The organism is Paenibacillus nasutitermitis (assembly GCF_014641075.1).
Taxonomy (GTDB): domain Bacteria; phylum Bacillota; class Bacilli; order Paenibacillales; family Paenibacillaceae; genus Paenibacillus_Z; species Paenibacillus_Z nasutitermitis.
Window position 1 is genome coordinate 1226712 of the sequence record NZ_BMHP01000001.1, and the last position, 13303, is coordinate 1240014.

General features: G+C 51.9%; 13 protein-coding genes. All 13 read left to right on the forward strand.

Features of this window, described 5'->3' with window-relative positions; genetic code table 11:
- Positions 1-9: 9 nt before the first annotated feature.
- The 13 genes from thrB to yajC all read left to right on the forward strand — a co-directional run bounded on the left by thrB (position 10) and on the right by yajC (position 13293).
- Positions 10-1041: a homoserine kinase gene (thrB, locus tag IEY46_RS05135; RefSeq protein ID WP_188989771.1), complete on the forward strand. Its 1032-nt coding sequence runs from the start codon at positions 10-12 to the stop codon at positions 1039-1041.
- On the forward strand, positions 1038-1904 hold the full coding sequence (gene pheA / locus IEY46_RS05140; RefSeq protein WP_188989773.1) for a prephenate dehydratase: 867 nt from the start codon (positions 1038-1040) through the stop codon (positions 1902-1904). The genes thrB and pheA overlap by 4 nt, the downstream gene beginning before the upstream one ends.
- A 25-nt stretch (positions 1905-1929) precedes the next feature.
- Positions 1930-2811, forward strand: coding sequence for a branched-chain-amino-acid transaminase (ilvE, locus tag IEY46_RS05145; RefSeq protein ID WP_188989775.1), 882 nt, complete (start codon positions 1930-1932; stop codon positions 2809-2811).
- 171 nt (positions 2812-2982) lie between these two features.
- Entirely contained in the window at positions 2983-4803 is a 1821-nt protein-coding gene (locus IEY46_RS05150) for a LysM peptidoglycan-binding domain-containing protein (RefSeq protein ID WP_188989777.1), read from the forward strand.
- A 156-nt stretch (positions 4804-4959) separates the two neighbouring features.
- Positions 4960-5658 carry a BofC C-terminal domain-containing protein gene (locus IEY46_RS05155; protein WP_188989779.1) on the forward strand — a complete coding sequence of 233 codons (699 nt, stop codon included), beginning with the start codon at positions 4960-4962 and terminating at the stop codon, positions 5656-5658.
- 252 nt (positions 5659-5910) lie between these two features.
- Complete coding sequence (gene ruvC, locus IEY46_RS05160; RefSeq protein WP_188989781.1) at positions 5911-6414, forward strand: crossover junction endodeoxyribonuclease RuvC; 504 nt, start codon at positions 5911-5913, stop codon at positions 6412-6414.
- A complete protein-coding gene (gene ruvA / locus IEY46_RS05165) occupies positions 6411-7040 on the forward strand; it encodes a Holliday junction branch migration protein RuvA (protein ID WP_188989782.1) in 630 nt (209 codons plus the stop codon). The genes ruvC and ruvA overlap by 4 nt, the downstream gene beginning before the upstream one ends.
- 20 nt (positions 7041-7060) lie before the next feature.
- Positions 7061-8083 (forward strand): Holliday junction branch migration DNA helicase RuvB, encoded by a 1023-nt coding sequence (gene ruvB / locus IEY46_RS05170; protein WP_188989784.1) that lies wholly within the window; start codon positions 7061-7063, stop codon positions 8081-8083.
- 71 nt (positions 8084-8154) lie between these two features.
- On the forward strand, positions 8155-8592 hold the full coding sequence (locus tag IEY46_RS05175) for a thiol-disulfide oxidoreductase DCC family protein (RefSeq protein ID WP_188989786.1): 438 nt from the start codon (positions 8155-8157) through the stop codon (positions 8590-8592).
- Between the two features lie 19 nt (positions 8593-8611).
- A complete protein-coding gene (locus IEY46_RS05180; protein WP_229750074.1) occupies positions 8612-10762 on the forward strand; it encodes a SpoIID/LytB domain-containing protein in 2151 nt (716 codons plus the stop codon).
- Positions 10763-10773: 11 nt separating this feature from the next.
- The gene (gene queA / locus IEY46_RS05185; protein ID WP_188991684.1) at positions 10774-11820 is read left to right on the forward strand and encodes a tRNA preQ1(34) S-adenosylmethionine ribosyltransferase-isomerase QueA; all 1047 of its coding nucleotides are present in this window, start codon (positions 10774-10776) and stop codon (positions 11818-11820) included.
- A gap of 17 nt (positions 11821-11837) precedes the next feature.
- Positions 11838-12971: a tRNA guanosine(34) transglycosylase Tgt gene (tgt, locus tag IEY46_RS05190; protein ID WP_188989788.1), complete on the forward strand. Its 1134-nt coding sequence runs from the start codon at positions 11838-11840 to the stop codon at positions 12969-12971.
- Positions 12972-12990: 19 nt separating this feature from the next.
- Entirely contained in the window at positions 12991-13293 is a 303-nt protein-coding gene (gene yajC, locus IEY46_RS05195) for a preprotein translocase subunit YajC (protein WP_188989790.1), read from the forward strand.
- Positions 13294-13303 lie beyond the last annotated feature (10 nt).

Consider the following 13303-nt stretch of genomic DNA (forward strand, 5'->3'; position numbering starts at 1 on the left):
TTGGACAAGATGAGAGATCGTGAAGGGCTGAACCCTACCGGTTCATCCAAAGACTGCGTAACAAACAACCGCAGGATCATAGTAAAGGTTCCGGCAAGCACGGCTAATCTTGGTCCCGGATTTGATACACTGGGAATGGCGTTGTCCCTCTACTCCTGGATCGAAATGTCGGTTCCCCGCACCGGTGAAACGGTCATTGATCTGGTGGGTGATGGATGGGCAGGCATTCCACTGGATAAATCCAATCTTATCTACAAAGTAGCTCAGTTGGTATTTGCCGAAGCAGGCGTTGAGGTTCGTGAGCTGTATATTGCCATGTACAGCGATATTCCGCTCACCAGGGGGCTGGGGAGCAGCGCTACAGCGATTGTAGGAGCTTTGGCAGCTGCGAATGCGCTTATCGGCAGCCCACTGTCTGATGACCGGCTCTTCCAGATTGCCACGAAGCTGGAAGGACATCCTGATAATGTGGGAGCTTCGCTTTTTGGCGGAATCGTCGTTTCGGCGTGGGACGGCAAGCGGGCGGAAATGGTGCGACTTGAACCACACTCTGATCTGGAGGTGCTGGTGGCCATACCGGCTTTTCAATTGTCCACGGAGAAAGCCCGCGATGCTCTTCCTTCACAGATTGTGCGTACGGATGCTGTCTTCAATGTCGCCAGCAGCTCACTGCTGGTCGCCGCACTGGCAAGCGGCAATCTTGAACTGCTTGGCTATGCCATGCGCGACCGGATCCATCAGCCTTACCGTGCTGCGCTTATCCCGGGAATGACGGAAATACTGGACAAGGCTACCGACTATGGCGCCTTGGGCGCTGCTCTAAGCGGAGCGGGTCCAACGCTGCTGGCTCTGGTCGATACGAACAGTCTGCGCAAAGCGGAGCTGGAGCGGTTTCTAGTCCGGACGCTCGCCAAAGAGGGGATTCAGGCGGAAACGATGTGGCTGAAGCCATGCGGTGCCGGTCCGCAAATATCGGTTCTGCAGGATAGAGAAACTGGCGGATCTCTGCTGGAGCGAATTAAAGGAGAAGTTAAGGCATGATACGAGTAGCATGTTTGACACAGGGGTCGGTATCGGACGAGGCGGCAAGGTATTTGTTTTCCGGAACCGAGGTCGATTACAAGTATTATCGGATTATCGGGGATGTGTTCCTCGCAACGGCGGAAGGCACGACCGATTACAGTATCATACCGATCGAGAATACAATTGACGGATCCGTCAGCTTGCATACCGATTGGCTGATTGATGAGGTTAACCTTCCCATCCAGGCGGAATGGGTGTATCCTTCTATTCAGAACCTGATCGGCCCGCTTTCCGAATTGTCGGGAGACGATGGTGTGCTGGATTATAGCCGGATTACCAAAGTGATGAGCCATCCTGTTGCGATGGCGCAGTGTCTGCAATATTTGCGCAAGCATCTTGCGCATGCAAAGCTGGAACATGTCGGCAGTACGGCTGAAGCCGTAACCATTGTAAAAGATAATCCATTAAGCGGCTGGGCTGCTATCGGTCAGATTACGGCAGCCTGGAACAATGGTCTTGATGTGCTGGAGCGCGGAGTAACCGACCACGACAACAATTTTACCCGTTTTCTGCTTATTGGGCCCGAGCCGTTTTCCAGCAGACAGTCGGGTACCTATAAGACAAGCATCCTGATTACACTGCCGGAGGATTACCCTGGAGCGCTTCATCAAGTGCTTTCGGCCTTCGCCTGGCGCAAAATCAATTTATCGCGGATTGAGTCGCGTCCGACCAAGAAAAAGCTCGGCAATTACTATTTTCTGATTGATATCGAGATGTCACTGGATACGGTACTGCTCCCTTCCGCGCTCAGCGAAATCGAGGCGATCGGCTGTCAAGTCCGTACATTGGGCAGTTATCCCAGTTTTACTTACGAAGGTTAATATTTCTGGAGGTGTACTCACAAACATGGCAGAGCAGGTTATTTATTTAAACGGAGAATACGTCACCAAGGAAAATGCGAAAGTATCGGTCTACGATCACGGTTTTCTATATGGAGACGGTATTTTTGAAGGCATCCGCGTGTATAACGGCAATATTTTCAAATGCAAAGAACATTTGGACAGGCTGTACGATTCGGCGAAATCTATCATGCTGGACATTCCTCTTTCTTATGAAGAAATGGAGCAAGCGCTCGCTGAAACGATCCGACGCAATGAATTCCGTGACGGCTACATCCGTCTGGTTGTTTCGCGCGGTCCCGGCAATCTTGGACTGGACCCGAAACGCTGCCCGTCCGCATGGGTCATCATTATTGTCGAACAGCTGGCGATATACCCGCCTGAAGCTTACCGAGATGGACTGGTTTCCGTTTCGGTATCGCAGCGCCGCAATATTCCGGATGCCCTGAATCCGAAGATCAAATCACTCAATTACCTGAATAATATTCTGGTTAAAATTCAGGCAAACCTGGCCGGTGTTGGCGAAGCGATTATGCTCAATGCCCAGGGTTATGTAGCGGAAGGCTCCAGTGATAATATTTTCATTATCAAAAAAGGAATCGTCTACACGCCACCTTGCTATATTGGGGCGCTTGAAGGCATTACCCGCGGAGCGATCATCGAGCTATGCGATAAATTGGGCTATAAGCTCAAGGAAGAGCCATTCACGCTGCATGATGTTTTTATCGCTGACGAGGTTTTCTTTACAGGAACGGCGGCTGAGGTTATTGCCGTTCGCGAAGTGGATGGACGGACGATCGGTACGGGCAAGGCGGGGCCGATTACGACTCATTTACTTGAGGAATTCCGCAAAATCGTTGAGGTTGACGGCTATAAGGTATACGAGTAAACCTATTTACGGCTGGCCCGCTGCAGGGATTTCGTCCTGCGGCGGGCCATTTTTTTTTTTGAAGAAGAGGGTGGCAACCGCCTACCTTCCGCATAGGATGTAGGGATTGGTGGATGGGCGTTTGCCGTGATAGCCCATTAACTACAGACCGTGACAGGAGGTAAGTGGCAAGTGAAAATTCATATTGTGAAAAAAGGCGATACATTATACATGATCGCTCAAAAGTATGGCGTATCGTTGGAAGAGGTTGTTGAGCTCAATCCATCCATAACGAATGTTGATATGCTGGAGGTGGGGATGAAGATTAAAATTCCTGCCTCAAAGCCCGCGGATATGGACATTATGCATCAGCATGAGGTGAAGCAAGGGGATACGCTCTGGAAGCTGTCGAAAGCATGGGGTGTTCCTTTGAGCGACATGATTAAAGCAAATCCGCAGCTAAAAAATCCGAATGTGCTGCTGACAGGTGAAGTGGTCAACATTCCTAAAGCCAGCTCGCCGAGCCAAGTGCCGCAGATGCATCAGGAGCATCACGGAACAAATATTCAGCATGAGATGAACGAACAGCATGAGATGAATGAACAGCATGAAATGAACAAACAGCATGAAAATAATGAACAGCATCATGCTGCCGGTCATCATCTGCTTCATCCTGCTACGGTTATGCACGGCATGCAAGGGCTGATGGGCAAAATGTCGACAGCGCCTTTTTCAGGCAAAAAAAATACAGGACAAAAACCGAGCACGATGCCGATTGCTCAGGCGCCTATCCCGACCCCGGTACCCATGCCGCTTCCCGAGCCTGCCCCGGTACCCATGCCAATAGCAGAAAAACCGGTTGCGGAAAAACCGATAGCGGAAAAACCGATAGCAGAAAAACCGATAGAGAAAAAGACGTACCCGATCCATATCGAATACGAGAAGCACATCGATCTTTTCCAGCAATACGGAGTACCGGCTACAGAAGTGATGTCATTATACGAAATGCCCAATATGCCTGAGAATATGGCTCCTGTCATGCAGTCTCACGGCTACGGACATACCATGACATCACCGGAAATGACCGGAGGTTACGGCTATCCTATGCCGGTGAACGTAAGCCCTGCTGCGCAGGCGCCTGCCAACTGGTGTCCGCCGGGACAGGTGATGGGCTCATCAACATTGCCTTGGGGGGCACCGGTTTCTCCTATGCCGCAAACTCCGATGCACGGTTATTATGGAATGGAGAACGAAATGCTCTCTCCGGCAAGTAGTGGACCGCAAGGCGGCTACGGGTATTCCAATCCGACAGCGATATCTCCGTCCAATATGGCCCCGCAGGGAAGCGGCTACGGGAACTACGAACCGATGGCAGTTTCGCCAGAAATGACAGGTCCTTATGGAGGCGGCTACGGGTATTCCAATCCGACAGCGGTATCACCGGCCAATATGGCCCCGCAGGGAAGCGGCTACGGGAACTACGAACCGATGGCAGTTTCGCCTGAAATGACAGGTCCTTATGGAGGCGGCTACGGGTATTCCCATTCGACAGCGGTATCTCCGGCTAATATGGCTCCGCAAGGAGGCGGCTATGGGAACTACGAACCGATGGCAGTATCTCCATCAATGACAGGCGGTTACAGCTATTACAATCAGCCTGGCGTATCCCCTGCATCTGCGGACCCTTACAGTGCTTATGGCTACGGCGGTTACCCAAATGTCCAGTCCGCGATGGTCAGCGAGTCCGCATCTCCATACCCGTCCTACCATTATATCGGGAACGGTCAGGTTTCCACGCAACAACTGCCCGCTTCCGAAAAAAAACCATGCAGCTGCGGTTGTCATGATCGCGATAAAGAGAAGGAAGAAGAGAGCTTCGGCGAACAGATTCAGCCTGTCAAGCAGGCTAAGATCCGTAAGCCTGCTGCCAAAGCGTCCGTCCGTGTATCCCGCAATACCCGGTCGCAATCAAAAGCGAATCGTCGCGGCAACGCCCCTTGGATTAACCGATAGGATAAGGTATAACCGGCTCCACTCTCGTCAGCAAGCTTCGGGAGTGAGCCGGATTTTTACGGATGAAATGCCTGAATAACCATAATAAAACAAATAACGCATATTTCCTCCAGGCTGAAGGAATACTAGCAAAAAAGAATAAAGGGGAGTTCCTTCATGATGGAATTCAGCCTGTGGAAACAGTTGAAGAAGAGGATTCGCCGCCGTCGAAGATCTTTGTGGACATTGGGCACTATGCTGGTCCTGCTGGGTTTGTCACCCGCATTCGATGTTCCTGCCGCATCAGCGGCGGCCCATGATCAGAACGTTTCCGGCGCCCATACGGCGGTTCACGGTATATCCCCACAGACCGGGGTGGACAGCCAGTCCGGGGCTGACAGCGGAAGTGTCATCAAGCTATTGGCTGAATACAAAGGTCCAGTTAAGGTTATGCTGCACCGGACCTATGTCTGCGGCGAAGAAACCTCATCCCTGGGAACGGTGGACACCAGGGAAGTTTTGCAAATGCTCAAGCATCACCCGGAATGGACAGCTGTAAGGGGCGGGGATCATGAGGTGATCATGGAGCAACGGATGGATGATCTGTCAGAGGCCTGCAAAAGAAGAGCCTACATTGGCATGGATAAGGACGGAAATCTGTCCTTGTTTGATGGTCCGCCAAAAAAAGAAAAGGTTATGCGGACCTTTTTTCAGCTCGATGTTCATTATATGGAAAGCAGCCTGTCCAAGGATCGGATGGACGAGCTGTTGAACGGCATACGCATTAGCGATTTAGACGACTATAACAGCGTAATTTCCACCTTTAGCGACTATGCGAAAGACAAAAGCGAAAAGGTCATGAAAACTACGTATTGATGAACAGGAGCGGGGCGGCGAGCATAAATCGCGTGCCCCGTTTTTTGCTGTGCACAACAATTTTCTGACTCAAAATAACACCGGCGTATCTCAAAGCTTGGCACCGCCAATTTTCAACGCTGTGCGTTTTTTGTCATATCCCCATTAACAGTCCCGTGAAAGACAAAACGCGTGTTCTCATACTCCACTTCATTTGGTATAATGGGTGGTAGGCAAAAAAGGCCAATTGACTGAATAAGGAGAGATTAGGCCTTGCGAGTATTAGGAATCGATCCGGGAATTGCCATTGTAGGGTTCGGATTCATAGATAAAATCGGACATAAACTGGTTCCCGTTCAGTATGGATCAATTGAAACCAAAGCTCATACACCCCAGGAGGAACGGTTAATGCAGGTCTATGAATCGGCATGCTCTCTTCTTGATAAATACAAGCCGGATACCGTCGCGGTAGAGAAACTTTTCTTTAATCGCAATGTTACGACAGCGTTTGCGGTGGGGCAGGCCCGTGGCGTTATTATTTTGGCGGCCGCCCAGCGAGGGCTTCCGGTAGCCGAATATACGCCTCTGCAGGTAAAGCAGGCGGTAGTCGGCTACGGAAAAGCGGAGAAGCGCCAGGTTCAGGAAATGGTCAAGATGCTGTTGAAACTAAGCGCCATCCCAAAGCCGGATGATGTTGCGGATGCGCTGGCGATCGGTATCTGTCATGCCCATTCTGCCGTACTCACAGAGAAGATTAATGAGGTGACGCGTCGATGATCGATTTTGTGAAAGGCCGCGTTGTCCATTTGGATGCAGAATATGTAGTCGTTGATGTCCGGGATATCGGGTACCGGGTCTTTACCCCTAATCCTTATGCGTTTGCGGCAAGCGAAGAAGCGGTAACGATTTATACCCATCATCATGTCAGAGAAGATGCAACCTTGCTGTTCGGGTTTCAAAGTCGTGAGGAACAGTCGATGTTCCGCAGACTTCTGGAGGTATCCGGAATCGGACCGCGGGTAGCTTTGGGAATACTTGCGGGCGGCCGGCCGGAAACCATTATTGCCGCCATCCAGCAGGAAAACGTAGCTTTTCTGATGAAGCTGCCGGGGATCGGCAAGAAGACGGCGCAGCGGATGATTCTGGATCTCAAAGACAAGCTCGCCGCCGTCTCGACAGGAATTGGAAACAATGGAGCGTGGAGTCCGGAGGATGAGCTTGTCGCTGCCGGATCAGCTGAAGGCGGAGCTGTATGGCAGGAAGCGCGGGAAGCTCTTGGCGCCCTTGGCTATACACCGGCTGAGCTGGATCGCGCCTGGCACGGGCTGCAGGGTACTGTCGCTGCGGATGAGACAGTGGATGCGCTTATGAAACGCGCGCTGCAGCAGTTGTTCAAAGGCTGAGAAAAAGGAGGCAGGCGTGAATGGATGATCGGATTATTTCCGCTAACCTCATGATGGAAGACCAGGCGGTGGAGCTCAGTTTGCGCCCCCGTTACCTGGCTGAATATATCGGTCAAACGCAGGTGAAGGAAAATCTGAAGGTTTTTATTGAGGCAGCGAAGCTGCGTAAGGAAGCGCTGGATCATGTGCTGTTGTATGGCCCTCCCGGACTGGGGAAAACAACGCTTTCCAATATTATCGCCAATGAGCTCGGTGTAAATCTGCGCACTACAAGTGGACCCGCTATTGAAAGGCCTGGCGATCTTGCCGCCCTGCTGACGAATTTGCAGGAAGGCGATGTGCTGTTCATCGACGAGATTCACCGTCTCCACCGCAGCGTGGAGGAAGTGCTGTATCCGGCGATGGAGGATTTCTGCCTGGATATTATGATCGGCAAAGGACCCAGCGCACGATCCGTCAGGCTGGAGCTTCCGCCATTCACTTTAATTGGCGCCACGACCAGGGCAGGCCTGCTGTCGGCCCCTTTGCGCGACCGTTTTGGGGTAGTCAGCCGCTTGGAGTTTTATAATGTGGATGAGCTTGCTTATATTGTTACACGGGCGGCGGAAATTCTGGGCGTAGGCGTCATCGGCGAAGCAGCCGGTGAGATCGCCACCCGTTCACGGGGAACGCCGCGGATTGCCAACAGATTGCTGAAGCGGGTTCGCGATTTTGCCCAGGTGCGGGGAGACGGCATCGTTACTCATGATTTGGCGCAGTCTGCGCTTGGTCTGATTCAGGTTGACCCGCTTGGGCTGGATCAGATCGATCACAAAATGCTCCGTGCCATGATTTCCAACTACCGCGGGGGACCGGTGGGATTGGATACAATAGCTGCTACGATCGGTGAAGAAAGCCAAACAATCGAAGATGTATATGAGCCTTATCTGATGCAAATCGGGTTTCTCCAGCGTTCCCCCCGCGGCCGCATCGTTACTCCGCTTGCATATCACCATCTTGGCTTGCCGGTACCTCAGCGTTTAATCGGGGATGAAGAAAGCTAAGGGCTGATGATGACCCGTTTCATGTTCATTTGCCGGCAACGGCTGCAACAATAAGGAGGCGGTCTTCTCAAATGGGGAAGCGCGTGAAAGAAGACGTAGGCGAAAGGCTTACCGTTTTGTATGACGACATCTGCAATTTGTGTCTGACCACTGTAAGAAGGCTGAAGGAGCTTCGTTCCACAGCCGATTTGAGGTTTGTGTCGATTCAATCGCTGGAAGAAAACGAAGAGGAAATTCCGGGGATTCAAGGTTATTCCCGGGAACAGCTGTTAGCCAAGCTTCATGTTGTGGATCAAAGCGGAGCGGTTTATGCGGGAGCGGACGGCGTGATCCGGATTCTCCGGACGGTTCGTGGTTTGAAATGGCTGGCGTTCTTCTACCGCATACCCGGCATGCGGGGGCTGGCTGATATTTTATACCGTTATATAGCCGCTAGACGCTATGACTGGTTCGGTAAAGCAGACGATGGCTGTGCCAATGGGGCATGCACCCTGCCGAGGCGCGAATAAGCATAAGGGGATGGGCGGTTTGATCAAAGTCTTACGTGCAATAACGCGTTGGAAGAAAAATGAAGAACCCGTTCGCGGGAAGTTGCGTTACAAAAGAACACTCGCAGCAATGCTCGCGGCAGTAGTTGTCTTCTCTGTGGCGGCTGCGACGCCGTCACAAGGAGCTGTTCCTGCCCTGGATACGATCCGGGTAGGATTGTTTATGGATGTGCCCGGCAAATATACGCTGAATACGGCCACTGCTACGGTAACGGCTGCTGCACCTATTCAGGTGGGTCTCCGGCAGCCTTCCGGCGTTATTCCTTTATTTCAATCGTCTGCTGCGGAAACCATTCGTTTCACTCTGGACGACTACAAGCCGAAGGTGCTGGAGAGCAGTGAGTTCAAAGCGGCTTTAAGCGCCGCAAAACGGGTAAAGGCATTGGGAGGCACCGCCCTTCTGACCTCGGTATTCAAAAACAACGGAACGGTCTATCAGGTCCTCGAAGGTTCCTATGGAACGGCTGCGGAAGCCAAAGCAGCCGGCGATAAATGGCAGAAAGATGCAACAATCGCATCCCTTGGTGGACAAACTGAGATTACCGGCCCGTTACATTATGAAGCAGGATCATTCAAGACTCAGGCCGAAGCGTTGGCCGCTGCCAAATCCTTTGGTAATACAGGTGTGGATGCGTTCGCCGCTGTTAAATCAACCGGCGGGGCGGAAGCTTCTTACACTGTAATCGTTGGGGCTGCTGCCGAGCCGGCGGGTCTGAATGCCATCAAGTCACAAGCTGAACAAGCGGACAACGGACTGCCGCTCATCGCAGCCGATGCGGCAGCGACGTATATGGTGCTGCGCGGCGACCATACGTTGACAGAAACTCCAGACTCCGCTCAGATCCTATATTCCGTCCCTCAGTCAGAATCCAAGCTATGGTTGTCCACAACAGCCGCCAGTGGCCTGAAATTGACAGAACGGTATAGCCGTAGCTACCGGGGGCAAATCGAGCTTAGCGGGGTCAACAAGAAGCTGACCGTTATTAATGAGCTCCCCTTTGAACAATATCTTTATGCGGTTGTAGGTGCGGAAATGCCCGCCTCCTGGCCGGCTGAGGCGCTCAAGTCGCAAGCGGTAGCCGCCCGTACTTATGCGCTTTATCAAGGATTTAAGTTTCAAATCGCCCATGTCGTGGATACAACTCTCAGTCAGGTATACGGGGGAATCGGTTCCGAGAAGCCGACGACGGTCGCGGCGGTGGATGCGACCAAAGGCGAAATAATTATGTACAACGGGAAGCCGATCGAAGCGGTTTTCTCTTCCAGCGCAGGCGGACAAGCAGCTGACGCAGTGGAGATCTGGGGCAGTGAGGTCGGATATCTCAAAACGGTAGCAAGTCCTGATGAATCCTCGGAGAAAGGGCTCAAACGCTGGCATCGCGCCGTTCTGGCCAACGGTACCGCCGGTTATATCCGTGAAGATCTTCTGGAAGACAGCGGGCAGAAGAATGCGGCCGGCAAGCCGCAGATGCGGGTGAAATCCGACTCTGTCCAGGTAAGACCCGCTCCTCAGGTGGAGGAAAAGGTAAGTCCTCTGGCAACACTCTCGAAGGGAACTCTGGTGACCGTCATTGAAACGGTCACGGAATCCAATCAAATGTCCTGGATCCGTGGCCCCTACACCTCGGATGCGCTTCTAGCGCTTATGAAGGGAAAGACCTCGACCGCAGTTAGCGGTCCGGTCCAGACGCTGGAAGTAACCCAGAAGGGACCTTCCGGCCGTCCGACTGAGTTAAAGGCTAATGGTCAGAAGGTAGAGGTCAAAACACCGGATTCACTCCGCGGCGTTTTTGGCAGCCTGCCCAGTACTTTGTTCACAATTGATCAAACGGCCCGTTTGACGATTGTGGGAGCAGGAGAAAAGGTTAGCCAGCGGCCTGCCGACAGCGGCAAACTGATGGCTGCGGGAAGTGGTCAAACAAGCGAGCTTGGAGCAAATATGTATATTATGAGCGGCGACGGCACCGTTAGAGCCGCCACCAAAGAGCCGACATTCCGTTTTGTCGGTCATGGCTATGGCCACGGCGTCGGTTTATCCCAGTACGGAGCTCTTGGTCTTGCGGGGTCAGGGTATGACTATAAATATATTTTGAAATACTACTATAAAGATGTAACCATCGAGAAGGAATGACGAACTCCATCATGAATGTTGACGATTTTGATTTTGACCTGCCGGAATCACTGATTGCCCAGACTCCGCTTGCGGACCGAACCTCATCGCGCCTGCTCACCCTCTCTGCCAGAACCGGTGAGGTGGAGCATCGCCATTTCACGGATTTACTGTCGATGTTAAGCAGCGGGGATCTGGTCGTGCTGAACGACACGCGCGTCATGCCGGCCCGATTAGTTGGAGCCAAGGCGGATACCGGGGCGAAGGCAGAATTGCTGCTGCTTAAACAACTGGAAGGCGACCGCTGGGAAACATTAGCCAAACCCGGAAAAAGGCTGAAGACGGGAGCCGAGCTTGTTTTTGGCGAAGATCAGGACGGGGGGCCTTTGCTGAGAGCGGTTGTGGTGGCAGAAGGCGAGATGGGCGCGAGAATCGTTGAATTTCACTACAAGGGCATTTTCAATGAACTGTTGGACCGCTTGGGAGAGATGCCTCTCCCGCCTTATATCAAGGAAAGGCTTGACGACCGGGAACGGTATCAGACCGTTTATGCCAAACACGAGGGTTCAGCCGCTGCTCCGACTGCGGGGCTTCATTTTACGCAATCGCTGCTGGAGCAGATGCAGGCAAAAGGAATTCAGCTTGCTTATGTGACCCTGCATGTGGGACTGGGGACGTTTCGTCCCATGTCTGTCGGGCAGATTGAAGAGCATACCATGCATTCGGAATATTATGAATTGAGCGAAGAAACTGCAGCTGCGCTCCAGGCAGCGCGCGCACGCGGCAGCCGTATTATAGCGGTTGGAACAACTTCGGCAAGAACACTCGAAACGGTGGCAAACAAGTTTGCGGACGGACTGGTTCGGGGCTGCAGCGGGTGGACGGATATTTTTATCTATCCGGGTTATGACTTTAAGCTTGTCGATGCCCTGCTGACCAATTTTCATCTGCCGAAATCGACACTTGTCATGCTGGTGAGTGCCCTTGCCGGACGTGAAGCGATTATTAAGGCTTACCAGGAAGCCATAAATCGAGAATATCGTTTTTTCAGCTTCGGCGATGCGATGTTCATCTACTAGGATTGGAAGAGAGCAAATTGGCGATTACTTATGAATTGATAAAAACCTGCAAACAATCCGGAGCCCGACTGGGCAGAGTACATACTCCTCACGGGATTATTGAAACACCGGCCTTTATGCCGGTCGGTACCCAAGCGACGGTAAAGACGATGAGTCCGGAAGAATTAAAGCAGATGGATGCGCATATTATTTTGAGTAACACCTATCATTTGTTTATCCGCCCTGGACATGAAATAGTCAGGCAGGCAGGCGGACTGCACAAGTTTATGAACTGGGACCGGCCGATCCTTACGGACAGCGGCGGTTTTCAAGTTTTCAGTCTGAGCAATATGCGTAAAATCAAGGAAGAGGGTGTGGAGTTTCGCTCTCACCTGAACGGGGACAAGCTATTTCTTTCTCCCGAGAAAGCGATGGAAATACAAAATGCTCTGGGGTCGGATATTATGATGGCCTTCGATGAATGTGCGCCTTATCCGGCTGAATACGATTATGTGAAGAAGTCGCTGGAAAGAACCACACGCTGGGCGGAACGATGCCTGCAGTCTCATGCGAGGCCGCACGACCAGGGACTGTTCGCTATTGTACAGGGAGGCATGTTCGAGGATTTGCGGCGCCAAAGCGCGTCCGAGTTGACTTCCATGGATTTCCCGGGGTATGCTATTGGTGGACTAAGTGTAGGAGAACCGAAGGATCTAATGTACAACGTGCTTGAATGTACGGTTCCGCTGCTTCCAGCCGATAAGCCACGCTATCTGATGGGAGTCGGATCGCCTGACGCTCTGCTTGACGGCTCAATCCGCGGTATCGATATGTTCGACTGTGTTCTGCCGACCCGGATCGCCCGCAACGGCACCACCATGACAAGCAGTGGGAGACTCGTCATTCGAAATGCCAAATATGCTGAGGATTTTGGCCCACTTGATCCGGAATGCTCCTGCTATACGTGCAAGAACTATTCCCGCGCCTATATCCGCCATTTGATCAAGGCGGATGAAAGTTTCGGAATCCGGCTGACGACGATTCACAATTTGCATTTTTTACTGCAGCTCATGCGGAACGTTCGCAAAGCGATTTTGGAAGACCGGCTGCTTGATTTCCGGGATGCCTTCTTTGCTCAATACGGTCTATTTGAAAATACCAAGGGATTTTAGGGAAAGGGGTGAAACGATAATGACAGGAATCGCTTCTATTCTGCCATTCGTACTGATGTTTGCGGTGTTTTATTTTCTGCTTATTCGTCCGCAGCAGCGCAAATCGAAACAACGCAGCCTTATGTTGAACCAATTAAAGAAAGGCGATAAAATCGTCACAATTGGCGGAATGCACGGTACAATTTTGGAAATCACCGATGATATCGTGGTTTTGCGTGTAAATGACGCAACGAAAATCACGTTTGATCGCAGTGCTGTAAATAACATTACGTCAGCAAGCGCTGCCGTTTCTCTGGATAAGAAAGAAGAGCCAATTACATAATAAACAGGCT

Bases quoted from the DNA above. Each gene is read 5' to 3' on its own strand.
- thrB (WP_188989771.1), top strand. From the start codon at position 10: ATGAGAGATCGTGAAGGGCTGAACCCTACCGGTTCATCCAAAGACTGC.
- pheA (WP_188989773.1), top strand. From the start codon at position 1,038: ATGATACGAGTAGCATGTTTGACACAGGGGTCGGTATCGGACGAGGCG.
- ilvE (WP_188989775.1), top strand. From the start codon at position 1,930: ATGGCAGAGCAGGTTATTTATTTAAACGGAGAATACGTCACCAAGGAA.
- IEY46_RS05155 (WP_188989779.1), top strand. From the start codon at position 4,960: ATGATGGAATTCAGCCTGTGGAAACAGTTGAAGAAGAGGATTCGCCGC.
- ruvA (WP_188989782.1), top strand. From the start codon at position 6,411: ATGATCGATTTTGTGAAAGGCCGCGTTGTCCATTTGGATGCAGAATAT.
- ruvB (WP_188989784.1), top strand. From the start codon at position 7,061: ATGGATGATCGGATTATTTCCGCTAACCTCATGATGGAAGACCAGGCG.
- IEY46_RS05175 (WP_188989786.1), top strand. From the start codon at position 8,155: ATGGGGAAGCGCGTGAAAGAAGACGTAGGCGAAAGGCTTACCGTTTTG.
- queA (WP_188991684.1), top strand. From the start codon at position 10,774: ATGAATGTTGACGATTTTGATTTTGACCTGCCGGAATCACTGATTGCC.
- yajC (WP_188989790.1), top strand. From the start codon at position 12,991: ATGACAGGAATCGCTTCTATTCTGCCATTCGTACTGATGTTTGCGGTG.